22 protein-coding genes are annotated in these 26,586 nt (G+C 47.4%); 10 read left to right on the top strand and 12 right to left on the bottom strand.

Annotation, left to right across the window (positions count from 1 at the left end):
* Positions 1 to 75 precede the first annotated feature (75 nt).
* From ribD to rpmH, 8 genes are all read right to left on the bottom strand, one after another.
* Positions 76 to 1,170: a bifunctional diaminohydroxyphosphoribosylaminopyrimidine deaminase/5-amino-6-(5-phosphoribosylamino)uracil reductase RibD gene (ribD, locus tag NXS09_RS07095; protein WP_259291855.1), complete on the bottom strand. Its 1,095-nt coding sequence runs from the start codon at positions 1,168 to 1,170 to the stop codon at positions 76 to 78.
* 45 nt (positions 1,171 to 1,215) lie between these two features.
* Positions 1,216 to 1,791 (bottom strand): cytochrome C, encoded by a 576-nt coding sequence (locus NXS09_RS07100; protein ID WP_259291856.1) that lies wholly within the window; start codon positions 1,789 to 1,791, stop codon positions 1,216 to 1,218.
* A 95-nt stretch (positions 1,792 to 1,886) separates the two neighbouring features.
* Positions 1,887 to 2,351 (bottom strand): transcriptional regulator NrdR, encoded by a 465-nt coding sequence (gene nrdR, locus NXS09_RS07105; RefSeq protein WP_259291857.1) that lies wholly within the window; start codon positions 2,349 to 2,351, stop codon positions 1,887 to 1,889.
* A gap of 215 nt (positions 2,352 to 2,566) precedes the next feature.
* On the bottom strand, positions 2,567 to 4,960 hold the full coding sequence (gene gyrB, locus NXS09_RS07110) for a DNA topoisomerase (ATP-hydrolyzing) subunit B (protein WP_259291858.1): 2,394 nt from the start codon (positions 4,958 to 4,960) through the stop codon (positions 2,567 to 2,569).
* A gap of 265 nt (positions 4,961 to 5,225) precedes the next feature.
* The gene (gene yidC / locus NXS09_RS07115) at positions 5,226 to 6,875 is read right to left on the bottom strand and encodes a membrane protein insertase YidC (RefSeq protein ID WP_259291859.1); all 1,650 of its coding nucleotides are present in this window, start codon (positions 6,873 to 6,875) and stop codon (positions 5,226 to 5,228) included.
* Positions 6,876 to 7,097: 222 nt separating this feature from the next.
* Positions 7,098 to 7,310: a membrane protein insertion efficiency factor YidD gene (gene yidD, locus NXS09_RS07120; protein WP_259291860.1), complete on the bottom strand. Its 213-nt coding sequence runs from the start codon at positions 7,308 to 7,310 to the stop codon at positions 7,098 to 7,100.
* A gap of 4 nt (positions 7,311 to 7,314) precedes the next feature.
* On the bottom strand, positions 7,315 to 7,653 hold the full coding sequence (rnpA, locus tag NXS09_RS07125) for a ribonuclease P protein component (protein WP_259291861.1): 339 nt from the start codon (positions 7,651 to 7,653) through the stop codon (positions 7,315 to 7,317).
* A 1-nt stretch (position 7,654) separates the two neighbouring features.
* Positions 7,655 to 7,789: a 50S ribosomal protein L34 gene (gene rpmH / locus NXS09_RS07130; RefSeq protein ID WP_259291862.1), complete on the bottom strand. Its 135-nt coding sequence runs from the start codon at positions 7,787 to 7,789 to the stop codon at positions 7,655 to 7,657.
* Positions 7,790 to 8,323: 534 nt separating this feature from the next.
* Between rpmH and dnaA the strand changes: the two genes are divergently transcribed.
* A complete protein-coding gene (gene dnaA / locus NXS09_RS07135; protein WP_259291863.1) occupies positions 8,324 to 9,952 on the top strand; it encodes a chromosomal replication initiator protein DnaA in 1,629 nt (542 codons plus the stop codon).
* Between the two features lie 19 nt (positions 9,953 to 9,971).
* Positions 9,972 to 11,075: a DNA polymerase III subunit beta gene (dnaN, locus tag NXS09_RS07140; RefSeq protein ID WP_259291864.1), complete on the top strand. Its 1,104-nt coding sequence runs from the start codon at positions 9,972 to 9,974 to the stop codon at positions 11,073 to 11,075.
* An 82-nt stretch (positions 11,076 to 11,157) separates the two neighbouring features.
* Here the strand turns inward: dnaN and pgi are convergent, their stop codons facing one another.
* Positions 11,158 to 12,819, bottom strand: a complete 1,662-nt coding sequence (pgi, locus tag NXS09_RS07145; RefSeq protein ID WP_259291865.1) for a glucose-6-phosphate isomerase — start codon at positions 12,817 to 12,819, stop codon at positions 11,158 to 11,160.
* 351 nt (positions 12,820 to 13,170) lie between these two features.
* Here pgi and aroG point away from each other — a divergent pair, with 351 nt between their 5' ends.
* From aroG to NXS09_RS07170, 5 genes are all read left to right on the top strand, one after another.
* Positions 13,171 to 14,214, top strand: a complete 1,044-nt coding sequence (gene aroG, locus NXS09_RS07150) for a 3-deoxy-7-phosphoheptulonate synthase AroG (RefSeq protein WP_259291866.1) — start codon at positions 13,171 to 13,173, stop codon at positions 14,212 to 14,214.
* A gap of 116 nt (positions 14,215 to 14,330) precedes the next feature.
* Positions 14,331 to 14,492, top strand: a complete 162-nt coding sequence (locus NXS09_RS07155; protein WP_259291867.1) for a hypothetical protein — start codon at positions 14,331 to 14,333, stop codon at positions 14,490 to 14,492.
* 100 nt (positions 14,493 to 14,592) lie between these two features.
* Positions 14,593 to 16,761 carry a primosomal protein N' gene (locus tag NXS09_RS07160; protein ID WP_259291868.1) on the top strand — a complete coding sequence of 723 codons (2,169 nt, stop codon included), beginning with the start codon at positions 14,593 to 14,595 and terminating at the stop codon, positions 16,759 to 16,761.
* Between the two features lie 189 nt (positions 16,762 to 16,950).
* Positions 16,951 to 19,107, top strand: a complete 2,157-nt coding sequence (gene yccS, locus NXS09_RS07165) for a YccS family putative transporter (protein ID WP_259291869.1) — start codon at positions 16,951 to 16,953, stop codon at positions 19,105 to 19,107.
* 38 nt (positions 19,108 to 19,145) lie between these two features.
* Positions 19,146 to 19,469, top strand: coding sequence for a hypothetical protein (locus NXS09_RS07170; protein ID WP_259291870.1), 324 nt, complete (start codon positions 19,146 to 19,148; stop codon positions 19,467 to 19,469).
* A gap of 105 nt (positions 19,470 to 19,574) precedes the next feature.
* On the opposite strand, the gene mgtE is transcribed toward NXS09_RS07170, so the two are convergent.
* Complete coding sequence (gene mgtE, locus NXS09_RS07175; RefSeq protein ID WP_259291871.1) at positions 19,575 to 21,011, bottom strand: magnesium transporter; 1,437 nt, start codon at positions 21,009 to 21,011, stop codon at positions 19,575 to 19,577.
* Positions 21,012 to 21,447: 436 nt separating this feature from the next.
* On the opposite strand from mgtE, the gene NXS09_RS07180 reads away from it, so the two are divergent.
* On the top strand, positions 21,448 to 22,101 hold the full coding sequence (locus tag NXS09_RS07180; protein WP_259291872.1) for an HAD-IIIA family hydrolase: 654 nt from the start codon (positions 21,448 to 21,450) through the stop codon (positions 22,099 to 22,101).
* 75 nt (positions 22,102 to 22,176) lie between these two features.
* A complete protein-coding gene (prmC, locus tag NXS09_RS07185; protein WP_259291873.1) occupies positions 22,177 to 23,007 on the top strand; it encodes a peptide chain release factor N(5)-glutamine methyltransferase in 831 nt (276 codons plus the stop codon).
* A gap of 113 nt (positions 23,008 to 23,120) precedes the next feature.
* Here the strand turns inward: prmC and hpaC are convergent, their stop codons facing one another.
* The gene (hpaC, locus tag NXS09_RS07190) at positions 23,121 to 23,627 is read right to left on the bottom strand and encodes a 4-hydroxyphenylacetate 3-monooxygenase, reductase component (protein ID WP_259291874.1); all 507 of its coding nucleotides are present in this window, start codon (positions 23,625 to 23,627) and stop codon (positions 23,121 to 23,123) included.
* 10 nt (positions 23,628 to 23,637) lie between these two features.
* Positions 23,638 to 24,081 carry a homoprotocatechuate degradation operon regulator HpaR gene (hpaR, locus tag NXS09_RS07195; protein WP_259291875.1) on the bottom strand — a complete coding sequence of 148 codons (444 nt, stop codon included), beginning with the start codon at positions 24,079 to 24,081 and terminating at the stop codon, positions 23,638 to 23,640.
* A 354-nt stretch (positions 24,082 to 24,435) separates the two neighbouring features.
* Here hpaR and NXS09_RS07200 point away from each other — a divergent pair.
* On the top strand, positions 24,436 to 26,586 hold a 2,151-nt coding region (locus tag NXS09_RS07200), incomplete at its 3' end, for an Ig-like domain-containing protein (protein ID WP_259291876.1).

Raw genomic sequence — 26,586 nt, forward strand, 5'->3', positions numbered from 1 at the left:
TTACAAAATTTTTCATATAATTATGTATTTATAATATCTTATTTTGATAATAAATATTATTTACAATAATAAAAGTTATTTTTCCATAATCCACTTGATATCGTTTTGAATTATATTTACTGAAACAGTTTTCCACTTTGCAGGATGGCTTAAAACCGATTCGTTTTGAATAAAATCGAATAAGCCTTTGGCATGACTGCCTAATATTTTTGCAGATTGGTATAAAACAATTTCATCTATTAAATCAGCCTCTAAAAAGGCGGTAGATAATGCTATACCGGCTTCCACCATAATTTCACCATAGCCTTCTTCTGCCAATAATTTTAATAAATGATGAAGGTCGATTTTGCCATTATTTTCAGACGGCCTTAAAATTTGCAAATGTGAATATTGTGATAGTTTTTGTAATTTTACTTTATCGTTAGATAGTGTCGCGATAATCGTCGGGCTGCCGCTGTCTTGTATCAATTGGCTTTCTAGCGGTATTTTTAGTGTGGTATCGACGACCACGCGTGCGGGTTGGCGTAAGGTAGGAAATGCTCTGACATTCAATCTTGGATTGTCTGCCAGCACCGTACCGATGCCGGTAATAATGGCACAGCTTTCCGCTCTTAATATTTGCACGTCTGCACGGGCTTTTTCGCCGGTTATCCATTGGCTGCGGCCGTCTGAAAGGGCGGTTTTTCCATCCATACTGGCGGCACACTTGAGACGTACAAATGGCCGGCCTCGTTCAATACGGGATAAAAAACCGCGGTTCAGTTTGCGGGATTCGGCTTCAAGCAATCCGCTTTCAGTTTGAATGCCTGCAGCTTCAAGTATGGCAAAACCTCTGCCTGCCACCAGCGGATTAGGATCAGTCATGGCAGCGACAACACGCGATACACCGGCCTGAGTCAAGGCTTCGGCGCACGGCGGCGTACGGCCGTAGTGGCTGCATGGTTCGAGGGTAACATAGGCGGTAGCACCGCGAGCGAACTCTCCCGCTTGCCGCAAGGCGTGAACCTCGGCATGAGGGCCGCCGGCTTTGATATGAAAACCTTGTCCGACAATTTGTGTTCCGTGTGCGATAACGCAACCGACACGCGGGTTGGGGGATGTTGAAAAACGCCCTTGCCATGCGAGGGCGAGGGCGTTTTGCATCATTTGTATATCGGTTTCGTCGAACATTTTCAGACGGCCTCTATATAAATTTAAGATAAATATTTAATCGGATTAATTAACCAGATTCACTTCTTTCAATACACCGGCCAATTCTTCTTGCGGGGCGGATGTGCTGCTGGCACACACATTGTAGAGATTGGTTTCGTAAATGGATATGCAGTTTTCGCGCAGCATATCGCCCGCATCGTTGTTTTGGACAAAACGGTAGTTCATACGGGTGTCGGTGGCGGCACCGGTTTGGACTTCGCTGAGCCCTTCGGTAGATTCCAGTGCGGTTTTCAAATTATTAAAATAGCTTTTGGCATCGGTTTTCGGTGTGCCGAGGTTGGCAACATAAATGGAAATATTTCGGCCGGCATCGTGTTGGAGCAGTGTCAGTTCTTCTTCGGTGATGCCGTCAGGTAAAGTGGCCGGATCGTGAGAGATATCCTCAAAATTGCCGTTTTGAATCACAATGTTGATTTTACCGTCGCTACTGGTTAGGGTTTGTACGCTGTTTTCAGCATCGGCAGAAGCGGTTTCTTGTACGGCGTCGGCAGGAACAGAGGTTTCTGCTTGTTGGCTACAGGCTGCCAAACTAAAGGCTGCGGCAGCAATTAGGGTAAAAGTAGATAATTTCATTTTCATTGAATTAGATTCCGTATGTGTTGTAATCGTTCGTGCCAAGTATATCAAATTTCAATGGCGTGCGGGTTGTCGTATAACATTTTGTACGAAACGGTTTAATCTTTATTAGTGGCTTTGGGTAAAGTGGCAATAGCTTGGGTAAACTCGGAAACATCATTAAAGCTTTTATAAACTGAAGCAAAGCGTACATAGGCCACTTGGTCGATTTTCGCCAACTCTTCCATAGCCATTTCACCGACCAATTGTGAAGACACTTCTTTATGACCAAGCTGGTAGAGGCGTTGTTCGATTAAGGCAACGGTGTCGTCTATGGTTTCCGCATCAATAGGGCGTTTGTGTAGTGCGCGTTCCAAGCTGGTGCGTAATTTGTGCGGATTAAAGGCGACACGGGCGCCGGTGCTTTTAATAATTTGCGGCATCCGCATTTCTATGGTTTCAAAAGTGCTGAAACGTTGACCACAAGAAAGGCAGCGTCGGCGTCGGCGGATGCTGTTGGTTTCTTCCAATAACCGTGAGTCGGTAACTTGGGTATTGGGGTGGTGGCAGAAAGGGCATTTCATCGGTGCAGTGTCGCTATGGTGTAAACGTGATTATTGTAACGTAAATAAATGATTTTAGTATAGTAAATACATGCTACTCTATTGGTACTTTTTGAGTTTGGGCCGTCTGAAAACCAATATATTGGAAGTATTGAGTGATGAGTGAATATTCAGTGATGAGTCATAAGCAGGCCGTCTGAATTGTTTTCAGACGGCCTGCTGCATGCGATATATCTTTAAACGTCAATATTTTGGGCAACCAATGCATTATTTTCAATAAAGGCGCGGCGCGGTTCGACTTCGTCACCCATTAAGGTCATAAAGACTTCATCGGCGGCAATGGCATCTTCTATGCGAACTTTAAGTAAACGGCGCACGGCAGGGTCCATGGTGGTTTCCCATAGTTGTTCGGGGTTCATCTCGCCCAAGCCTTTGTAGCGTTGGATAGACATACCTTTTTGGGCGATACCCATTAAAATATCCAAAGCTTCTTCAAAGCTGCCAACCTCAAACTCGTTTTCACCTTTATACAGTTTGGCATGCTCGCCGATTAGGCCATTCAGCATGGCTGCGGTTTGCTGTAAGGTCTGATAAGCTTTGCTGCCGAGAAACTTGGGCTCGATATAGTTGACCATAACATTACCATGCAGTTTGCGGGTGATTTTAATGAAGTGGCCGCCTTCGTGGCCATCAATACGCTCCAAAGCAACTTCGGCGGTATCTAGCAAACTATTTAAGGATGCAATGGCTTTATCGGTAGTTTCCGCCGATGATAAATCTACCGGTTCGGCATACATCATGGCTTTGAGTACCAAATCGTCGATAATACGGCTTTCTTGGCTCACAACATTTCTGGCTGACAGGAATTGTTTGGCAACTTTTGCCAACTCTTCGCCTTCTACGGTGCGGCCGTCTGAAACGATTTTGGCTTTATCTAAAGCTAGGCCGAGTAACCATTGGTCTTTTTCCAATTCGTCTTTCAGGTAGCGTTCCTGCTTGCCGTGTTTGGCTTTATAGAGTGGCGGTTGGGCGATGTAGATATAGCCGCGTTCTACCAGTTCCGGCATTTGGCGGTAGAAAAAGGTCAGCAGTAGGGTGCGGATGTGGGCACCGTCTACGTCGGCATCGGTCATAATAATGATGCGGTGGTAGCGCAGTTTTTCCGGATTGAATTCTTCTTTGCCGATACCGGCGCCTAAGGCGGTAATCAAGGTGGCGACTTCTTGGCTGGCCAGCATTTTTTCAAAGCGGGCTTTTTCCACGTTCAAAATTTTACCTTTAAGCGGCAAAATGGCTTGGAATTTACGGTCGCGCCCTTGTTTGGCGGAACCGCCCGCAGAATCACCCTCGACAAGATAAAGCTCGGATAATGCAGGGTCTTTTTCTTGGCAGTCGGCTAATTTGCCCGGCAATCCCAAGCCGTCCATTACCCCTTTGCGGCGGGTGATTTCGCGTGCTTTACGGGCAGCTTCGCGTGCGCGTGCGGCATCAACGATTTTGCCGCAGATGGTTTTGGCTTCGGTGGGGTTTTCTTCCAAAAATTCGGTTAATGCCTGATTGATAACTTCGTTTACAACCGGTCCGATTTCGCTGGAAACCAGTTTATCTTTGGTTTGTGAAGAGAATTTCGGATCGGGCAGTTTAACCGATAACACGCAGGTTAAACCTTCGCGCATATCGTCGCCGCTGGTATCCACTTTGGCTTTCTTGGCGATTTCATTAGACTCGATATATTGGTTGATGGTGCGCGTCATCACTTGGCGAAGGGCGGTCAGGTGCGTACCGCCGTCGCGCTGGGGAATATTATTGGTGAAACACTGAACCGACTCTTGGTAGCTGTCGTTCCACTGCATAGCGCACTCGACGCTCATGCCGTCGCGCTCGCCTAAAGCATAGAAAACTTTTTCGTGCAATGGGTTTTTCTTGCGGTTCATATATTGAACGAAGCCGGCTACACCGCCTGAAAAAGCGAAATCTTCTTCTTTGCCGTCGCGTAAATCCATTAATTTAATGCCGACACCGTTGTTCAAAAACGATAATTCGCGGATACGTTTGGCAAGGATATCGAAATGGTATTCCACCACGCCGAATGTTTCTTCGCTGGCTAAAAATTGTACTTTGGTGCCGGTGCGGCCTTCAGGGGCGTCGCCAATTACTTTTAACGGTTCGACCGCAACACCGCGTCTGAATTCGACAAAATGCTCTTTGCCGTCACGGTAGATGGTGAGGCGCAACCAGTCGGATAGGGCATTAACCACCGATACACCCACGCCATGCAGGCCGCCTGAAATTTTATAGCTGTTGCTATCGAACTTACCGCCGGCATGGAGAATGGTCATAATGACTTCGGCAGCAGAGCGCCCTTCTTTAGGATGGATGCCGGTGGGGATGCCGCGGCCGTTGTCTTCGATGGTGATGGAATTGTCGGCATTGATGGCGACGGTGATTTGATCGCAATAGCCGGCCAGTGCTTCGTCGATGGCGTTGTCTAAAACTTCGAAAACCATATGATGCAGGCCGGAACCGTCCTGTGTGTCGCCGATATACATACCGGGGCGTTTGCGTACTGCATCCAAACCTTCTAGTACCTGAATGCTGTCGGCACCGTATTCTTCTTGCTGCTGGGTCATATTGTTGGGTCTTTTCTTACTGATTTTAAAGTAGGCTGTGTCGTTTGTAACTTTAATAGGTGGTATTGTGTCCAAACGGCAAAATAATCATCATATTATACCTTATTTTCTCGCTGTTTTCAGCGTTTTTGTAGCATGGTTACATAGGGTTGAGGCCGTCTGAAATCCTTTCAGACGGCCTGTCAAATAAAAAAGCCGCCTGTTCCGCTGAGGCCTGAATATCAGGTTCTAGGGTTCAGACGGCTTGGATTGGTTTAATCCGATTTTATGATATTACTTCACCTGCGGCACGCTGTTTCGCAATGCTGCGGTTAATGTGCCATTGCTGCAGAATGGTTAGCGTATTGTTGACTACCCAGTAAATCACCAAACCGGCAGGGAAGAAGAAGAACATGATAGAAAAGATAATCGGCATGATCTTCATCATCTTCGCCTGCATAGGGTCGGCAGGAGGCGGATTCAGATGGGTTTGGATAAACATGGTGATGGCCATAATAATCGGCAGGATAAATAGCGGATCCGGACGGCTTAAATCGGTAATCCAGCCGAACCAAGGTGCTTGACGCAATTCTACGGAAGAGAAAATCGCCCAATACAAACCGATAAATACGGGGATTTGCAACAGCATGGGCAAACAGCCGCCCAGAGGGTTGATTTTTTCTTCTTTATACATTTGCATCATGGCTTGTTGCATGGCCATGCGGTCGTCGCCATATTTCTCTTTCAAGGCTTGTAAGCGTGGAGAAACGGCACGCATTTTCGCCATTGAACGGTAAGAGGCATTAGTAAGCGGATAGAGTACGGCTTTCACAATAATGGTGAGCAATACAATCGCCCAACCCCAGTTGCCGACGATATCGTGCAGTTTGTTCAGCAGCCAAAACAACGGTGAAGAGAAAATATGTACTTTGCCATAGTCTTTGGCTAATTGCAGGTTGTCGGCAACGTTGCTGATAATGTCGGTGGTTTGCGGGCCGGCATACAGATTCATGGCGAAATCGGCGGTGCTACCGTTTTGAACGGTCGCCATCGGTACGCGTACGGAAGCGGAGTATAAGTTGTCGCCACGGCGTTTTAAGTCGATCTGACAGTTGCCTGTTTCGCAAACACTTTGGCCGTCTTTGGGCTGTAAAATCCAAGTCGACATAAAATAGTGCTGAATCATGCCTACCCAACCGCTATTGGTACGGCGGACATATTCGGCTTCGTCTTTGCCGGATTGGAAGTCGTCGTCCAAGTCGTCGAACGGTACTTTTTCAAAGTCGCCAGAAGGGGTGTAAACCACCGGGCCGGTATAGGTATGGTTAAAATAGCCTTCGCCTTCCGGTTTGTTACTGTCGCGCAGCAAACTGTAAACCGCATCCAGTTTTACCGGTTGGCCGCTGCTGTTGGTTACGTCGTAACGTATATTAATCAGGTAGCTGTCTTTGGTGAATGTATAGACTTTGTCGATTTTCAAGCCGGCGGTTTCGGGGGCGCTTAAACGCACTTCAACCTTATCACCGTTTAACGTATATTGTTTTTGCGGCGTGGTGAACGTAACGTCTTTCAGCAGGTTGCGGCCTTCGGCATCCAATAGTTGGGATTGGGCGACATAGGTATGATTTTGATCGTCATTCAACAAAACGAAATCTTTGGTCTCATCGCTGCTGGAATTGTATTTCAGCAAGGTCAGGTCGCGCAGGTCGCCGCTTCTTTCATCAATCACGGCTTTTATCAAGTCGGTGGTGACGGTAACCGGAACGGTAGGGGTTAGTGGTGTGGTTGCAGAAGCCGTTGTCGGAGCACCTGTCGCCGTTTCCTGCGCGGCCTGCTGCTGTGCAGGTGTTGGTTGAGGTGTGGGAAACATTTGTTGCCAGCCGAACAAAATCGCTGCGGCGATGGCAAAGAAGATCATTAATCTTTTAAAATCCATAGAATATTCCTAATGGTACGGAAGGTATAAACCTTTTTAGTCGTCAATGCCCCGTAATATATTAAGTGTGCCGGTATGGTTTCCGTGTTACTTTCGGGTGCATTCAGGATTGATTTCAGACGGCATTATATAGATAAATGTGGGCGATTGCTTACAAACATATTGGAAAATCTGTCTGAATTTAACGCCGGCCTATATGATTGCCTGTTGTATGCGGTGTGTTTAAGGCACGGGATCGTGTCCGGAACCGCCCCAAGGGTGGCAACGTGCGATACGTTTTAATGCCAGCCAACCACCTTTTAGCGCACCGTATTTTTTGATGGCTTCTACGGTATATTGCGAGCATGTGGGTGTGTAGCGGCAGCGTGGCGGGATGAGCGGGCTAATGGCATATTGGTAAAAGCGGACCAGTGCCAATAGAATCTTTGCGGCCATGTTTTTAAGGCTTCCGTGTTAACTGTACAAGTTGTTTGCGGATTTCGGCAGCGTCTTCACGGGTAAACGGTTTGCGTACCCTGACGATAAAATCATAATCAGGTAAATATTCTTTGTGGCAGCGGAACCATTCGCGTATGAAACGCTTCATATAATTGCGTTTGTTGGCACGTTTGGCTGTTTTTTTGCTGACAACCAAACCCAGTCGGGCATGATTTAAGCCGTTTTCAGGCAGAAAAAACACTTGTAGCAATGCGGTGCCGCGCTGTTTTTTAAACGCAAAAACGGATGAATATTCATCCGTTTTTAATAAGCGGTAACGCTTGGCGAAACCTTGTTTCAACTTATACGCCCAAACGTTTGCGGCCTTTGGCACGGCGTGCGGCCAAAACGGCGCGGCCGCCACGGGTTTTAGAGCGTACCAAGAAGCCGTGGGTGCGTTTGCGTTTGGTCACTGAAGGTTGATAAGTGCGTTTCATGTCTGTTTCCTAAGTTTTATCAGAAAATTAAACTGTAAATTACACAGCAATTATTGGCTTTTGTCAATGGAAAAAGCAGGTTGCGGTAAAAGAAATAAGTGGTTGGGTAAGTGCCGGTCGGTAGAAATAATGTGATGTCGGCACTTTTGGGGTATGTCGGCTTTGATTGAAGCAACGTGTGGTAGATGCGTTGCAAAATCGTTCACTGTTAGATCGTGATGTACTTATTTTAAAGAAAATCATGCTATTAACCTAAAGATGGCTGAGAAAAGATATCCACAAATATTTCCATGAAATAGTTGTTTAATACATGGCGGCTGTGGATAATTTTCGGTATAATCCGCCGTGCCTTGTCGATGATACGACATAAGTATAAAAGATACGGTAGGCCGTCTGAAAACAGTTTGGTTCGTTTTAAACCTGTTTGTGCCGAATTTAACTTTTCAGACGGCCTTTTGACCATCATGTATGTTGTCAAATGACCTTTAGTGATACCCATATCCCCCCCCAACCGCAACAATCTAGGCAACTTCTATGAAGCTAGCAGATTTTTGGCCGCAGTGCCTGCGCCGACTACACGATACCCTACCGCCGCAGCAATACCAAACTTGGATTGCGCCGTTGACGGTGGGCGAAGAAAATGGCGTATGGGTGGTTTATGCTAAAAATCAGTTTGCCATGAATATGTTGAACAGCCGTTTTGCCGGTGCTATTGAGGCGGTACGCACCGAACTGGCACCAACGGCACCTGTATTGGTTTTTAAAGCGGGTTTGGGCGAACGCTATGAAATGGCGGCGAAAGCAGATGCCGAAATAGAGAATGCGCAGGTACGAACCGTTTCAGACGGCTCGGATAAAGCGGCTTTAGCTAGTCAAGATGCGAAAGCGGCAACCATGCCGTCTGAAACAACAGAAGCACCGGCTGAAATCAAAACAGCCGATAATGGTGCCATGCCGTCGGGTGCCATACCGAAAAAAAGTGCCCGCGATATCTTGGCGGAACGCCTGAAGCAGTTGCCACATGATCAGGATAAACCGAAAAAATCGGCAGCTGCACATACTAAAACCGCCAAGCAGAAAAAAGATACCGTCGAACATTTGCAACCAGCTGCTACTAAAGGTTCGGAAACACCGCAATATACCCAATCCAATCTGTCGCCCGACTATACTTTTGAAACCTTGGTTGAGGGTAAGGGGAACCGTATTGCCGCTGCTGCCGCCCAATCTATCGCAGAGAATCCCGGCCAAGGTTATAATCCGTTTTTCTTGTACGGCAGCACCGGCTTGGGCAAAACCCACTTGGTGCAGGCCATTGGCAATGAGTTGCTGAAAAACAAGCCGGATGCCAAAGTGCGCTATATGCATTCCGATGATTACATCCGCAGTTTTATGAATGCCGTGCGTACCAATAGTTATGACGTATTCAAGCAACAATATAAGCAATATGACTTATTGATTATCGACGATATTCAGTTTATTAAAGGCAAAGACCGTACAATGGAAGAATTCTTCTATTTGTATAACCATTTTCACAATAAGAAAAAGCAGCTTATTCTGACGTGTGATGTGTTGCCGACCAAAATCGAAGACATGGATGCCCGCCTGAAATCCCGCTTTTCATGGGGGCTGACCTTAGAATTGGAGCCGCCCGAATTGGAAATGCGGGTGGCGATTTTGCAGAAGAAAGCCGAAACGGCCGGAGTGGATTTAAACGAGGATGCCGCGTTTTTTATTGCCAACCTTATCCGTTCCAACGTTCGCGAATTAGAAGGTGCCTTTAACCGAGTCAGCGCCAGTAGCCGGTTTTTAAAGAAACCCATTGATATCGACTTAGCGCGGACAGCCTTACAGGATATTGTCGCCAGCTCTTATAAAGTGATTACCGCCGAGTTGATTATTGAGGCGACTGCTAAATATTACCGCATTAAAATCAGTGATATAGTGGGTAAGAAACGTACCCGTAATATTGCACGCCCGCGCCAGATTGCCATGAGCTTAACCAAAGAGTTAACCAATCTCAGCCTGCCGTCTATCGGCGATGCTTTCGGCGGGCGGGATCACACCACGGTGATGCACGGTGTGAAAGCCGTAACCAAATTGCGGGAAGAAGACTCGGAAATCGCACAAGATTACGAAAAACTTTTGATTATTATTCAGAATTAATCAATCCGAAGGGATAAACATGTTGATTTTACAAGCCGAACGAGACACTTTGCTCAAACCGCTGCAAACCGTTACCGGTATCGTTGAACGTCGTCATACCTTGCCGATTTTGTCTAACGTATTGCTCGAAAACGTGCACGGACAAACCAATATTTTGGCGACCGACTTGGAAATTCAGATTAATACCGCCGGCCCGCATAGCGAAGCCGAAGATTTCCGCATCACCACCAATGCCAAAAAATTACAGGATATTCTGCGCGCTTTGCCGGAGGGTTCTTTGGTGGCTTTGGATTGGGCGCAAAACCGCCTTACCTTGAAAGCCGGAAAATCCCGTTTCGGCTTGCAAACCCTGCCGGCGGAAGATTTTCCGCTGATGAGCGTGGGTGATAATGTAAGTGCCGCCTTTTCGCTGCCGCAGGAAGCATTTAAAAATATGCTGTCGCAAGTGCAATACAGCATGGCAGTGCAAGATATCCGCTACTATCTCAACGGCTTATTGATGCAGGTGGAGGGCGATCAGCTGCGTTTAGTCGCCACCGACGGACACCGCTTGGCTTATTCATGCACAACCATTGATGCCGATTTGCCGAAAACCGAAATCATTCTACCGCGCAAAACCGTGTTGGAACTGTTTAAACTCTTAAATCATCCGTCCGACCCGATTACCATCGAATTGTTGAATAATCAGGTTCGTTTCCGTTGCAACGATACCGTGATTGTGAGCAAAGTGGTAGACGGAAAATTCCCCGACTTTAACCGTGTGATTCCGTTGGATAACGATAAAATCTTCCTGATTGGCAGAACCCAACTGCTGGGTGCTTTAGAACGTGCCGCGATTTTGGCCAATGAAAAATTCCGCGGCGCCCGCCTGCTGTTGCGTCCCGGTTTATTGAGTGTCGTGTGTAGCAATAACGAACAGGAAGAAGCACGGGAAGAAATCGAAATTGCCTATCAGGGCGAAGAATTGGAAGTCGGATTCAATATCGGCTACCTGATGGATGTCTTGCGCAATGTACATTCGGACGATATGCAGTTGGCTTTTGGCGACAGCAACCGTTCAACCCTGTTCACCATTCCAAATAATCCGGACTTTAAATATATTGTGATGCCGATGCGGATTTAATCATTGCTATCCATATCTTTTTAATCTTAAGGCCGTCTGAATATTTTTTTCAGACGGCCTTGTTTTAATAAAACCATAATGTTTAGCTTGGTTTTTTTTGCCCGGTTAAGGGTTGCGTACAGCGGTAATAATATTCAATTAAGCCGTTGGTTGAAGAGTCGTGATGTAGCGGTTGCGGTTGCGCTAATTCCGGCCCAATGGTTTTGGCCAATACTTTACCGTATTCCACACCCCATTGGTCGAAGGAATTGATATCCCAAATCACCCCTTGCACAAAAACTTTATGCTCATACATGGCGGCAAGCATGCCTAAGTTAAACGGATTAAGTTCATCTAATAAGATGCTGTTGCAGGGGCGGTTGCCGGGAAAGGTTTTGTGGGGTGCAAGGGCATCTCGTTCCGCTTCGGGCAGATAGTCTAATTCGGAACGGGCTTCTGCTAAGGTTTTACCGCGCATCAGGGCTTCGGTTTGGGCGAAGGCATTGGCGACGGTAAAGCGGTGTTGTTCGCCAACGTTATAAGGGCTGCTCATCGGGATAATGAAGTCGGCCGGAATCAGGCGCGTGCCCTGATGCAGTAATTGGAAAAAAGCGTGTTGGCAGTCTACGCCCGCCTCACCGAATACAATACCGCCGGTGTGGTAGTCAATTTCATCGCCTTGCAGGGTACGGCATTTGCCGTTGCTTTCCATATCCAGTTGTTTCAAATAGCTGGGGAAACGGCGCAAATTGTAGCTGTAAGGCACGACGGCATGGCCTTGCGCACCGAAAAAATTGCCATACCAAACACCAAGCAGAGCCAGTAGCACGGGCATATTGTGGCGGAAATCGGTATGGAAAAAATGCTCGTCCATCGCATGGGCGCCGTTTAAAAACTGCCGGAAATTCGCACTGCCGATGGCTACCATGACCGGCAGGCCGATGACCGACCATACTGAATAGCGTCCGCCGACCCATTCAAACATGGCAAAGATATTTTCTTCGGCAATACCGAAATCACATGCTGTTTCTACGGAAGAAGAAATGGCGATGAAATGATGGCCGACGGCGGATTCCGACATACCTTGTGCTAAAAACCAGTTACGCGCAGCACGGGCATTGAGCAGGGTTTCAGGGGTACGGAACGATTTGCTGGCGACGCAGAAAATGGTGGTTTCGGCATCTAAGTCTGCCAAAGTTTGGGCGATGGCGGCATCATCCGAGTTGGAAACAAAGTGTACGCGTATGTTTTGCTGAAACGGCTGCAATGCCTGTACGACCACTTGCGGGCCCAAATCGGAACCGCCGATACCGATATGAACAAAATCGGTAATACGTTTGCCGGTTGCGCCTTGATAGTGGCCGTTGATGAGGTTGTCGGCAAAGGCTAAAGCACGTTCCAGCTCATGATGGATTTTGGGTAATACATTTTTACCGTCCACATAGACCGGTTCGGCATCGGCAGGCAGGCGTAGGGCGGTGTGCAATACGGCACGGTTTTCGCTGAGATTGATTTTGGCACCGCTGCGCATGGCTTGCGCTTGTTGGGCCACACCGGCGGCTTCTGCTAAATCGCATAATAAATTCAGTGTTTCTTCGGTAATACGGTTTTTACTGTAATCCAATAGCAGCCCGTGTAGCGTTTCGTGCATGTTTTCAAAGCGGCCATTATCTGTTTCAAACAAATGGCGCATATGCAGCGGGGCAATATCGGCTTGATGGGTGTGAAGAGCAAGCAAAGCAGTGCGACGGTCGGGTTTATTCATGTTTCAGTATGAGTCGGATAAAAGATAAAGTTAAATGTTATTGGGTATGGGACGGTTTATTTTGAACCATTATTTTCATAGAGTAGGTATATGTGACCACTTTACTGATTATTAAGTTCGTCATGGTACAACAAATAGCTACATCATGGTTATGCGGCCCAGTTTGATTTGTTGTTTCTTGTTTGAAATATAATATCAATATTTTTTAAAACTAAAAATTATAATTCTCAAAAAATTAAAAACAATAGATTTACACAATAAAATAGCTAAAAATAAACTTTCAGTCTTGCCATAGTATGCACGAAGCGTTAATCTTTATAGTCATAATATTTTAAATAGAAAAGAACAATCATGATACCACGCCACCAAACCGATGATGTCAAAATCAAAGAAGTCAAAGAATTGCTGCCGCCGATTGCCCATTTATACGAATTGCCGATTACTGAAAAAGTATCGGATTTGGTATACCGCACTCGGCATGAAATCTCTGATTTGGTACATGGAAAAGACAACCGCCTATTGGTGATTATCGGCCCCTGTTCCATTCATGATCCGAAAGCCGCGCTGGAATATGCGCAACGTATGATGCCGTTGCGTGAAAAATATGCCGAAGAGTTATTGATTGTGATGCGGGTTTATTTTGAAAAACCGCGTACCACCGTCGGTTGGAAAGGCTTGATTAACGACCCGCACCTTGACGGTACGTTCGATATTAATTTCGGCTTACGGCAGGCGCGTAAATTATTGTTGGCGCTCAATGAAATGGGCATGCCCGCTTCTACCGAGTTTCTCGATATGATTACGCCGCAATACTATGCCGACCTGATTTCATGGGGTGCCATCGGTGCGCGTACAACGGAAAGCCAGGTGCACCGCGAGTTGGCCAGCGGTTTGTCTTGCCCTGTCGGTTTTAAAAACGGCACCGACGGCAATTTGAAAATCGCCATTGATGCCATCGGCGCGGCCAGCCATCCGCACCACTTTTTATCGGTAACCAAATCCGGCCATTCCGCCATTGTGCATACCGCCGGCAACCCCGACTGCCATGTGATTTTGCGTGGCGGTAAAGAACCGAATTACAGCAGCAAGCATGTGAAAGAAGCGGCCGAGCAGTTGGTTAAATCGGGGGTAACGCCTAAGTTGATGGTTGATTTCAGCCATGCTAACAGCCGTAAAGATTACCGACGCCAAATGGAAGTGGCCGAAGATGTGGCGCAGCAAATCCGCGACGGTGAAAATAATATTATGGGCGTGATGGTGGAAAGCCATCTGGTAGAAGGGCGTCAGGATAAACCCGAAGTCTACGGCCAAAGCATCACCGATGCCTGTATCGGTTGGGATCAAACCGAAGCATTGCTGGCATTATTGGCTGAAGCAAACCGCCGCCGTGTATAACTTAAAGAGTTGTTAGATTGAGATACTGGCTAGAAATAAGTTTATTCAACAGGTATACTTAGAAAAATCTCACCAATTTTAGATGGTGCAATTATTTCTTAAAGGATTATTTTTGAATGAAAAATTTAATGTTTATATTGTTCAGTGGCTTAATGCTTATTGCATGTCAGCAACAAGATGATGCGAAACAAAAGCAATATGATGAAGCCCGTAAAGAAGTCCGTAAAACAGATAAGCTAAAACAACCTTACAAATATGAAGAAAATCTGAACAAATAAATATTAATAAATAATTCTGCTTATTAAGCTGATATCAACAGGCCGTCTGAAACGTTTCAGACGGCCTCTGTTTTATTGGCAACCGCGTTATAATATCGGCATGATTTACCATCACATCGCCCTGAATGTTCCGATTTCAGACGGCCTCTTCACTTATGCGCACCCGACGGCACTACCGCAAGGTTGTCGGGTGGTTGTGTCTTTCCGTAATAAAAAAGTGGTGGGGATTGTGTGGGCAAGCGGTATCACGCCCGATATCGATACAGCCAAAATCCTACCTATTCAGACGGCCTTTACCGACGAACCGTTGTTGCCGGACAACTGGATGGCGTTGTTGGCTTTTACCGCGCGTTACTATCATTATCCGCTCGGGCAGGCGGTATCGGCGGCATTGCCGTTGGGCTTGAAAGAGCCGAAGCCCGTTGCCATTCCGCAGCCGCCGCTGTTTTATTCATTGAGTCAGGCAGGCAGAGAGCAGACTCCGCCGCCGCAACGGTTTCATAAGCAATATGCGCTTTGGCAGGCCTTGCTTTCAGACGGCCAAAGTTTGGCAGCTTTGAAAAAAATTCATGCTCAAGCCCCGAAGTTGCTCGAATCGTGGGCGGCAGAGGGTTGGATACAGGCAAACGCAGCCGATATGCCCCTGATTAAGCCGTCTGAACACCGTTTAAATGCAGAGCAGCAAGCCGCTTCAGAAGCGGTTCAGACGGCCTTTGGCAGCTTTACGCCTTTTTTACTGTACGGCATTACCGGCAGTGGCAAAACCGAAGTGTATTTCGATATTGCGGCCAAAGTACTGGCGGCGGGCAAACAGGTGTTGTTTTTATTGCCCGAAATCAATCTGACTCCCCAGCTTTTAAAACGGGTGCAAGCGCGGTTTGGCGGGGTGCCGACTGCGGTTTTACATAGCCAGACCGCATCGGGACGGCGCACGCAGGATTATTTACGCGCCATGCTGGGGCAGGCCAAGCTGATTATCGGTACGCGTTTGGCGGTGTTTACGCCGCTGCCTGATTTGGGGTTGGTGGTGGTGGATGAGGAACACGACGGTTCGTTCAAACAAGACAACGAATTGCGCTATCAGGCACGCGATTTGGCGATTTGGCGCGCCAAGCAGGAAAACTGCCCAATTGTGTTGGGCAGCGCCACGCCAAGTTTGGAAAGCTGGCACAAAGCACAAAGCGGGGCATACCGTTTGCAAACGCTCACCGAGCGCGCACATACGGCGGCGCAGCTGCCGCAGGTCGATATATTGCCGATAGGCCGTCTGAAACTGGAGAACGGCTTTTCACCGCAGGCATTGAAGCTGCTGCAAACCAATTACCAACAGGGTGGGATGTCGTTGGTGTATCTCAACCGCCGCGGCTTTGCGCCTGCTTTGTTTTGCGGCGAATGCGGGCATACTTTCGGCTGCCCGCGCTGTTCGGCCAAAATGGTATTGCACCAACGCGCCCGCCAATTGCGCTGTCATCATTGCGATTTCAGGCAGCCCGTTCCTTATGCCTGCCCCGAATGCGGCAATCAGGATTTAACCGCAGTCGGGCAGGGTACCCAGCGTATTGAAGAAACGCTACGCGCTTGGCTGCCGCAGGCGTCGGTGGTTCGTGTCGACCGCGACAGCACTGCCCATCAAAACGATTGGGCGGATTTATACCGCCGTATTGCCGCCGATGAAGTCGATATTTTGGTCGGTACGCAGATGTTGTCGAAAGGGCATGATTTCGCCCGTTTGAATTTGGTGATTGTGTTGAATGCCGACGGCAGTTTATACAGCGCCGACTTTCGCGCCCCTGAAAAATTGTTTGCCGAACTGATGCAGGTTTCCGGTCGGGCGGGGCGTTCGGATACGGCGGGCAGGGTGTTGATTCAAACCCGATTGCCGGAGCATCCGGTGTTTGCCGCGGTTAAAGCGCAGGATTACCGTATGTTTGCCGAAAACGAATTGGCCGAGCGCCGCCTGTTTGCCATGCCGCCGTTCGGTTTTCAGACGGCCATCCGTGCCGATGCCTTGAATATCGGCGATGCCTTGCAGTTTTTACAAGATATTCAGGCAGTGGTGGCGCCGCTGATGCCGTCTGAAGTATCCGTATTCGGGCCGGCACCGATGTTGATGGTACGGCTTGCCGAGCGCGAACGGGCGCAAATCTTTTTAGAGTCGGTTTCGCGCAAAGCCCTGCATCATGCTGTCGGTTTGTGGCTGCAGGTATTGCAGCAATACCGCGACCATAAAATCAGATGGTCGGTGGATGTCGATCCGGTTGAAATGTAGCAAATTGAAAACAGAATAGTTTAGGGCGGAAAATGGTATCCGCCCTTTATGGCTATGATATAGGCGTATTTCAGACGGCCTATTGATAATGCAGCGTGAATGTTGCTTATTAAGCAATACACTATAAACTAGAACCGCGATGTTTTTTTGCTATACAATTGCGGTTTAATTATTTTAAATTTGATAAAAATGCGAACCCCTGCCATAGATTCCAGAATAGTTTCCACGATACCGGTTTTCCTAACACTGCTTTGTGCCTTATCGCTGGTATGGTATTTAAAAAATCCGTCTATTACCACGCCGCTTATTTTAGGTATTATTGCCGGCGCCGTAGTCGATATGGATAACCGTATTTCAGGCCGTCTGAAAAATATTGTGATTACGATGGTATTGTTTTCGATATCATCGCTGGCGGCACAGATGGCGTACGGCACGGGGTTGCTGTTTATTTTTGTGATGACGCTGCTCACCTTTATATCGACATTATTAGGTGTTGTCGGCTTAAGCTACCGCACGTTCGCATTTGGTGCATTGATGGTGGCAACCTATACGACACTGCTTCATCATCCGGATACGGCATGGTTTGTAAATCCGTTGTATATTTTAAGCGGTACGCTGTTGTGTAGCGTTATTACCTTGGTTTTCTACATCATCTTTCCGAATCGTCCGGTTCAAGACGGCATGGCTGCCGCGTATTCTGCTTTGGCCAACTATTTGGATGCCAAAGCGGCTTTTTTTGATCCGGATGAGGCCGATTATTTGGAAAAACGCCAAATCGAATTGGCCATGAGAAATACCGCCATTATCGAAACGTTCAACCGCTGCCGTACGGCGCTGTTTCACCGTATGCGCGGGCAGCACCGCCATCCGCGCACATTGCGGATGCTGCATTATTATTTTGCCGCACAGGATATTCACGAGCGTATCAGCTCCGTACACGTCGACTACCGCGATTTGTCCGACCGCTTGAAAAATACCGATTTGATTTTCCGTATCGGCCGTTTGCTTGAATTGCAGGGGCAGGCCTGCCGCGATATTGCCGAGTGTTTGCGTAACGACACATCTTATCAATACAGCGAACGTTTAGCGCGTGCCGTTCAAGGTTGCCGCCTGTCGTTGAAACTGTATTCCGAACAATATCAGGGCAGAGAAGTACATGCCATTCAAAGATTATTGGAAAACCTGTTTGGTGTGGATTATCAGCTCAGCCATCTGGAAAGCCAAGAAGAAGACACTGCCAGTGAAAAAATCGGTATTGCGGCAACGGAAACCCGCAGCTTGCGTGATGCTGTCCGTACCATCCGCAGCCAGTTAAATTTTGAATCTGCCGTATTCCGCCATGCCGTACGCTTGTCGATTGTGATGTTTTTAACCTGTTCGGTTATCGAGATTTTTCAATATTTCGACGGTTACTGGGTATTGTTGACCGTGTTGCTGGCGTGTCAGCCGAACTATTCCGTAACCAAAAGCCGTATTAACCAACGTATCGGCGGTACGGTTGTGGGGGTGTTGGTGGGTTCGTTGGTGCCGTATTTCACGCCTTCGATTGAAACCAAATTATGGATTGTATTGGCATCGTCAACCTTATTCTTTTTCTTCCGTACCAATAAATTCAGCTTCTCGACATTCTTTATTACCGTGCAGGCCCTAACTTCTATGTCGTTGGCCGGCTTGGATGTGGTCGACTTAATCTGGGCGCGCTTGATTGATACCGCCATCGGTAGTGTGATTGCGTGGGCGGCCGTGACTTATTTATGGCCGGATTGGCGTTATTTAACCCTCAACCGAACCGGTGCCAAATCCATCAGCAGTAATGGCAATTACCTGCATCATATTATCAGCCAATTCCAAAACGGCAGCTCGGACGATATGAACTACCGTATTTCCCGCCGTAAAGCACATGAAGCCGCCGCCGCTTTGAGTAGTACGGTTTCGGATATGAGCAGCCAGCCGCGTATATATGGTGATAAGTTACAAGATGGCTTTAATCTATTGAAAATCAGCTATGCCCTTATCGGCTATATTTCCGCACTCGGTGCCTACCGCAACAAGATGGCAAATAGCGATGATTCCGGTTTTACGGCAGAGTTTTACAGTACAGCCGATAAAGTTGCCGATATACTGGAAAACATTGCGCTTTATTCGGTAGCAGATTTTCAGACGGCTTTGAATGAAACACAAAACCAACTGGCACATTTACAAACATTGGTACAAGACGACCGTCAAAATAATATATTATGGCAACAGATCAGCCTGATTGCGGGCCAACTCGAACCGTGTTATACGGCCATACAGAATGCCCAGACAGACCATGATATACAACCATTAGCTGCTACGGCTGCTTAAAAGTTGTTTGAAACGGCACCTAACCGAAAGGATGAAACATGAAAAAAATAATGGCTTTGGTTTTATTGTTGTCCAGCCCTTTTGTTTTAGCAGACAGTGTTACCGACGAACTATACAGTGCACAAGCGGCTTACCGTGCGGCTTTAAGGGCACAGAGCGGCACAAGCGGACGTGTTGCCGCCCTGCAAACCGATATTGCTGCGGCACAGGCGCGTATTCAGCAGGCTCAGGCCGATATCGCTAGGATGCAGCAGGAATTGCAGGAAGAAACGGCCAAAAAAGCACAGGCCGACAGCACGTTGCAAGCGGCAGGGCAGCGTTTGGATGCCGCATGGCAAGCCGCGCATGCTGCCGGAAGATAAGTGATTATCCGTTTTTGTTGAGTAATATTAAGCATAGGCCGTCTGAAAAGTTATCTTTCAGACGGCCTATGCTTAAACGTAAACGATTGTTTTTCGTTTATAGAACTATATTAAGAATAAAGTGGCCAATCCCAAGAAAATCAGGAAACCGCCCGAATCGGTTACCGCGGTAATCAGCACCGAACTGCCTAGAGCAGGGTCCCGCCCCGCTTTATCCATCAGCACGGGAATCAGCACGCCGACGGTGGCGGCCAGTAAGAGATTCAGCGTCATAGCGGCCACCATCACCAGCCCGATACCGATATTGCCATACAGTATCCAAGAAACAACCCCCATCACCGTACCCCATACCAAGCCGTTCACCAAAGCCACGCCGACTTCTTTTTTCAACAAACGCCCGGCTTGCAGGCCGGAAAGCTGCCCCATCGCCATGGCACGCACAATCATGGTAATGGTTTGGTTGCCGGAGTTGCCACCGATACCGGCCACAATCGGCATTAAAGCGGCGAGGGCGACGATTTTTTCGATACTGCCTTCAAAAGCGCCGATCACACGGCTGGCGATAAAGGCGGTACAAAGATTAACGGCTAGCCACATCCAGCGGTTTTTCACCGAGTCCCAAACCGGGGCGAACAAGTCTTCTTCTTCTTGCAAACCAGCCATATTTAACATATCGGCTTCGGTTTCTTCACGGATAACGTCTACCATTTCATCAATGGTAATGCGGCCGATCAGCTTTTTATCGGCGTTTACCACCGGCGCGGTAATCAAGTCGTAACGTTCGAATGCTTGCGCCGCCTCTTCAACGTTTTCTTCCGGCCGGAAGCGGACCACATCGGTGGCCATTACATCGGCCACCAGTTCTTCGGGATCGGCCACCAACAGTTTGCGGATAGGCAATACGCCTTGTAAAACATCATATTGGTCAACCACGAAGATTTTATCGGTATGGTCGGGTAGATTGTCGAAACGACGCAGGTAACGCAGCACCACTTCGCAGGCAACATCGGCTCGGATGCTGATAAACTCAAAATCCATAATCGCGCCGACTTGGTCGTCTTCATACGACATAGCCGCCTGAATTTTGGCGCGCTCGTCGGGATCACGGGTTTGTAGGGCTTCGTAAACCACTTGATGCGGCAGGTCGCCGGCCAGTTCGACCAGTTCGTCGGCATCCAAATCGTCTACCGCGGCAAGGAGCTCATCCTTGTTCATCGATTCAATCAGGGTTTCACGAACGGCGTCGGATACTTCCAGCAACACTTCGCCGTCTTCTTCGGGTGAAACCAGATGCCACACCAATGCCCGCTCTTTCGGCGGCAATGATTCCAGCACTGCGGCCACATCGGCAGGGTGCAGTTCTTGCAGAATATTGATTAATTCGACCAGTTTGGCATTGAGCGTTTCATCTTCAATCTGCTGCCCTTGTTCTATTTGTTCAAAAACGGGCAGTAGGGCTTCGGAAAGCTCGTGAATGCGCTCGATATCAAGTGGCAGGCGCTCGATGTCGCTTTGCGTCGGGGTTTCTTGCTCGATGCTCATAAATACTCCGCCCACCTGTATTGCGGGGCGCAGTATTCAGGCGGGATGATTAAATGGTAAAGGTTTGCTGTGGCGGTAATAAACTGGGATCGTCCATAGCGTATGCCTGTTGTTAATCAGGCTTTGAGTTGGAAACGGGGCGTATTCTACACCGTTTCCAACGGCTTGACCAAGGGTAGGGAGTAAATAGGCCGTCTGAAAATCAGGTGTTTCATGCTTGAGGCGGGGCTACCTGTTTATTCTGTATGGCCATCACCAATAGAGGGTTAAAACAGTTTGCTTTTGATTGGATAATCAATATTATTATCGGGTTTTTGCGTTGTTATCGTTGGCTTTTTTCACTATATAATACTGATCTAGGTTGTTTTTATTGCTATGTTGGCAATTTCCCAAGTTGCCGGACGGATTGTTTAATATTTCAGAAAAGAAAACCGCTATGCTTCCCCGACTCATTATTTTCGATTGGGACGGCACTTTGGCCGATACCACTGTACCGATTATTACCACGATGCAACAAACGTTTATCGAATGCGGATTGCCCGAACCTAAAGCGGAAACTGTTCGCGCATTAATCGGTTTTAATTTGTCCACTATGATCCGCCGCCTTGCGCCAGAGGCCGATTTAGATTTACAAGAAAAAATTGCCCAAGTCTATACCCGCCATTATCTCAATCCGAATAACCACAATATGAAATTGTTTGATAGTGCCATTCCATGCTTACAAACACTTCGGGCGCAAGGTTATTGGTTGGCAGTGGCGACAGGTAAAGGTAGGGCGGGGCTGGATAAAGCCATTAAACAAACGCAAACGGCAGATTTCTGGCTGGCTACGATATGTGCCGATGAGAGCCTTTCCAAACCTGCACCGGATATGGTGTTGCGCTTGTGTGATGAGCTGGGGGTGGATAAGGCGGAAGCGGTTGTGGTCGGCGATACGGTGCATGATTTGCAAATGGCGGCCAATGCCGGTGTCCGTGCGATTGCGGTATCTACCGGCGCGCATTCAGTGGAACAGTTGCGGCAAGAGAACTGTTTGGCGATATTGGATGATTTATCTGAATTGCCGCCGTTTATTGCCGGTTTGGGATAAGGTAGGTTTATGGTGTGATGAAATGATGCTGGTTGATTTACCGTATAATGCTGCTTTTTGCTAAGGCCGTCTGAAATGCCGCAAACCCTTGCCGATTGGCTACAAGCCTGTTCTTTGCCTAAATCCGAAGCGCGAATGCTGTTGCAGCATGCGGGCGGTTATACCCGTGCCCGACAGATTACTTGCGCGGAAGATATTTTGCCTGAAAGTGTTTTGGCGTCATTGAATCATTTGGCAGAACGCCGGCTTCGTGGTGAACCCATGGCCTACCTTTTAGGGGAACGGGAATTTTACGGGCGCATGTTTGCGGTGAATCCGAATGTATTGATTCCGCGACCTGAAACCGAACATCTGGTTGAGGCTGTTTTACGGCATTTGCCGCAGAATGGCAAAGTGTGGGATATGGGTACGGGCAGCGGCATTATTGCCGTTACCATTGCATTGGAACGGCCTGATGTGTTTGTGCGTGCGTCCGATATCAGCCCTGCCGCGTTAGATACGGCTAAAGCGAATGCTGCCAAACTGGGCGCCGAAGTTGAGTTTGCTTGCGGTTCTTGGTTTGATGTGGATAGGCCGTCTGAACAACATGGTTATGATGTGATTGTTTCCAACCCGCCTTATATCGAAGCGGAAGATGACCATTTGCGGCAGGGTGATTTGCGCTTCGAGCCGCAAAATGCATTAACCGATTTTTCAGACGGCCTAAGTGCTTTCCGTGTGCTGGCTGAGAAAGCGGGTGTTTATTTAAAAGCCGGCGGGTGGTTGATGGTGGAGCATGGCTATAATCAGGGCGATGCGGTGCGTTATTTATTTAGCGACAATGGATTTGCCGAAGTGGTAACGTTACCCGATTTGGCCGGATTGGAGCGGTTGACCATAGGCCGTCTGAAAGAAATAAAGTCATAGCGTATTGTAAATTATGAATAAGGCCGTCTGAAAATCAGGGTATCTAGATTTTCAGACGGCCTTTATTGCGGCGGTTTCTTAAGGTAAGCATTGTAAAGCGGTTATACCGCTATTTATGCTAAGTTTGCGAAATGGCGGCGGAAGTAAACCAAAGCCGGTTCGGACGAATGAGAATCCTTAATTTCGATAATATCGACATAAAATACATAATGCGTGCCGACTTGATGCCGTTCGATCACTTTACCGTGTAAATGGGCAAGGGCACCTTCTACTTGTAATTGACCGGTTTGACCGCGATGCCAAATATGGTATTCAAAACGTTCTTCCGGGGAAAGTTTGGTGATGCCGGCGAAATGTTCCGCAACATCCTGCTGTTGTGCCGATAATACATTGATGCATAGGTATTGGTTGGCGGAAAGTATCGGAATAATGGATGACTTCTGATTGATGCACAACATCACCGTTGGCGGTTGGTCGGTAACCGGTGTAACGGCGGTCATAGTAATGCCATAACGCCCGGCTTCGCCGTCGGTTGTGATAACGTGCACGCCGGCAGCACATGAAGCCATAGCATCACGAAAAGATTGTTGTAATGAGGGATCTGGTTGGTTTTCGGTCATATTGTCGCTTTTATGATTTATCGAGCATTTGGCCGAGATGAGAGAGCTCTCCAAGAAGCATTTGCAACTGCTGTATTTTTTCTTGGGAAAATACGGTTTCGATACGGTCGTAACGTTGGTCTACCTGTTCGCCCAAGCATTGATAAAGCCGCTCGCCTTCTTCGGTTAGTTTCAAGTAGACACGCCTATGGTCGTTAGAAGGCTTGAGTCGTACCAATATTCCGGATTTTTCCAAGCGGGTCAAAATACCGGTAAGGCTGGGTCGTAGAATACAGGCTTGGTTGGCTAAATCTTGGAAATCTAAAGTACCGTTTTCCGCCAATAAGCGGATAATCCGCCATTGTTGGTCGGTAAGCCCCGATTCGTGCAGTATAGGACGAAATTGCGTCATTAATGCTTCACGGGCCTGAATCAAACTGATATTCAAAGATGCATATTTAGATAGGTGAGCCATAGCAGTGGTTCTCCATTTATCCGATTGTGTGTGGTTGTTGGTTTTACATTTTGTGCTCAACAACTAATATTATTCTAATACGCGAAAAATCTCAATAACATCAGATTGAAAGATAAAAAAATGAATCGATTTTCGATGTTTTTCGATACAGTTTTATAGTATGGCCAAGTCATTCGTAAGCTGTAAATATCAGAAATGATAGGGGTTAGTAATATTGCCAACAGTATTGTTTTATTTTTTATCATAAAGTTTGTTACGGTAAATAAAATATAGTTATAATGAATAAATGTAATATTTTGTTTTCTAAAAGTACTGAATACAGGTCTTAATCATTACATTTTTTAACGGGTAATTATGAATAACTATACTTTGCACATTTTGCATAACGGGCAGCAGGAAACCATTCTGCTCAAAGAAGGGGAAACCATTGTATTGCAGGCGCAACCGGATACTTTTTATCAGTTATTAGATGAAAACGGTCAGCTTATCGAGCAACCTACTATGGAATGGGTAGGAGACGATTTACAAATATATTCAGACGGCCTGCAAGAAGGCATGCCTGATTTAGTTCTAAAAGATTACCGTCATCAGTATCCGATACAAAATAGCGGTTATCTTCATGATATGCAGTCAACTTTGGCCACTGCGGCCGATGAGGCATCATTACAACAATTGTCTATGCCGGTTGCCGAAGAAGTGGGTATTACAACTTGGAGCAGTGCCGCGCCGTTGTGGGGCGCAGCGGCAGCGGTAGCTGTTGCCGGTGTGGCAGCTGCATCACATGGGGGAGGTGGCTCTTCATCGGATATAGGGCAACAACAAAATGATGCGGCAGAACAACCAAACGAAGAACCGAAACAGGAAACAAACAAAACAGAACAACCGGCTGAGGAAACGCAACAAACTGAAGAAATCAAGCCCCCGGTAGCAGATCCGATTCATATCGGCATAGCAGTTAATCCCGTAGCAGAGGATGGTGTAATTAACCGTCAGGAAAGTAATGGTATGGTTACTTTTTCAGGTACGGTACAAACTGAAGGTGAGATTACAGAAAAAAGCATTTCTCTAGTTATTGGTGATAAAACCTATCCGGCTGAAGTTAAAGATAATAGTTGGTCAGCAAATATTGACGGTATCGCATTAGCCGGTGTTCAAGGTGAGCAAAACATCACTGTTGTGGTGGAGGTAACCGATGCTTCGGGTCGAGTCCATAGTGAAAGCACGGTATATCAATATACGGTTGATACTGAAATCGCGACGCCAAGCATTACCGTTAATCCGATTACTGCTGATAATGTGATTAATGCCCAAGAGTCACAAAGTCAGGTAGCGGTTTCCGGTACGGTAACCAATGCCCAAACAGGCGATGCGGTTACCTTAACGGTTGGTGGGAATACCTATAACACGACCGTTCAAAACGGTGGATTCTCAGCCGATGTTCCGGGTTCGGTATTGGCGAACCAAAATGAAATCGGCGTTAATGTTCAGACGGCCGATAGTGCGGGTAATCAAACTCAGGCTACGGCTAAACATACCTATCAAGTCGATACCGATATTGCCATACCAAGCATTACCGTCAATCCAATTACCGCCGATAATGTAATTAATGCCCAAGAGTCGCAGGGAACGGTTACCGTTTCCGGAACGGTTGCCAATGCGCAAACGGGTGATGCGGTTACCTTAACGGTTGGTGGGAATACCTATAACACGACCGTTCAAAACGGTGGATTCTCAGCCAATATTGATGGCTCGGTATTGGCCGCTCAAAATGAAATCGGTGTTAGCGTTCAGACGGCCGATAGTGCAGGTAATCAAACTCAGGCTACTGCTCAACATGCTTATCAGGTAGATACCGATATTGCTACGCCAAGTATTACGGTTAATCCGATTACCGCCGACAATGTGATTAATGCCCAAGAATCACAAAGTCAGGTAGCGGTTTCCGGTACGGTAGCCAATGCTCAAACCGGCGATGCGGTGACCTTAACCGTTGGCGATAAAACCTATAACACTACCGTTCAAAACGGTGGATTCTCAGCCAATATTGAAGGTTCGGTATTGGCCGCTCAAAATGCAATCGGTGTCAGCGTTCAGACGGCCGATGGTGCAGGCAATCAAACACAAGCTACGGCTAAACATGCTTATCAAGTTGATACCGATATCGCGACGCCTAGCATCACCGTTAATCCGATTACCGCCGACAATGTGATTAATGCCCAAGAATCACAAAGTCAGGTAGCGGTTTCCGGTACGGTAGCCAATGCCCAAACCGGTGATGCGGTTACCTTAACGGTGGGCAATAATACCTATAACACGACTGTTCAAAACGGTGAATTCTCAGCCAATATTGATGGTTCGGTATTGGCCGCTCAAAGTGAAATCGGTGTCAGCGTTCAGACGGCCGATGGTGCAGGCAATCAAACACAAGCTACGGCTAAACATGCTTATCAAGTTGATACCGATATCGCGACGCCTAGCATCACCGTTAATCCGATTACCGCCGAC

This window comes from Neisseria montereyensis (assembly GCF_024834045.1).
GTDB lineage: Bacteria > Pseudomonadota > Gammaproteobacteria > Burkholderiales > Neisseriaceae > Neisseria > Neisseria montereyensis.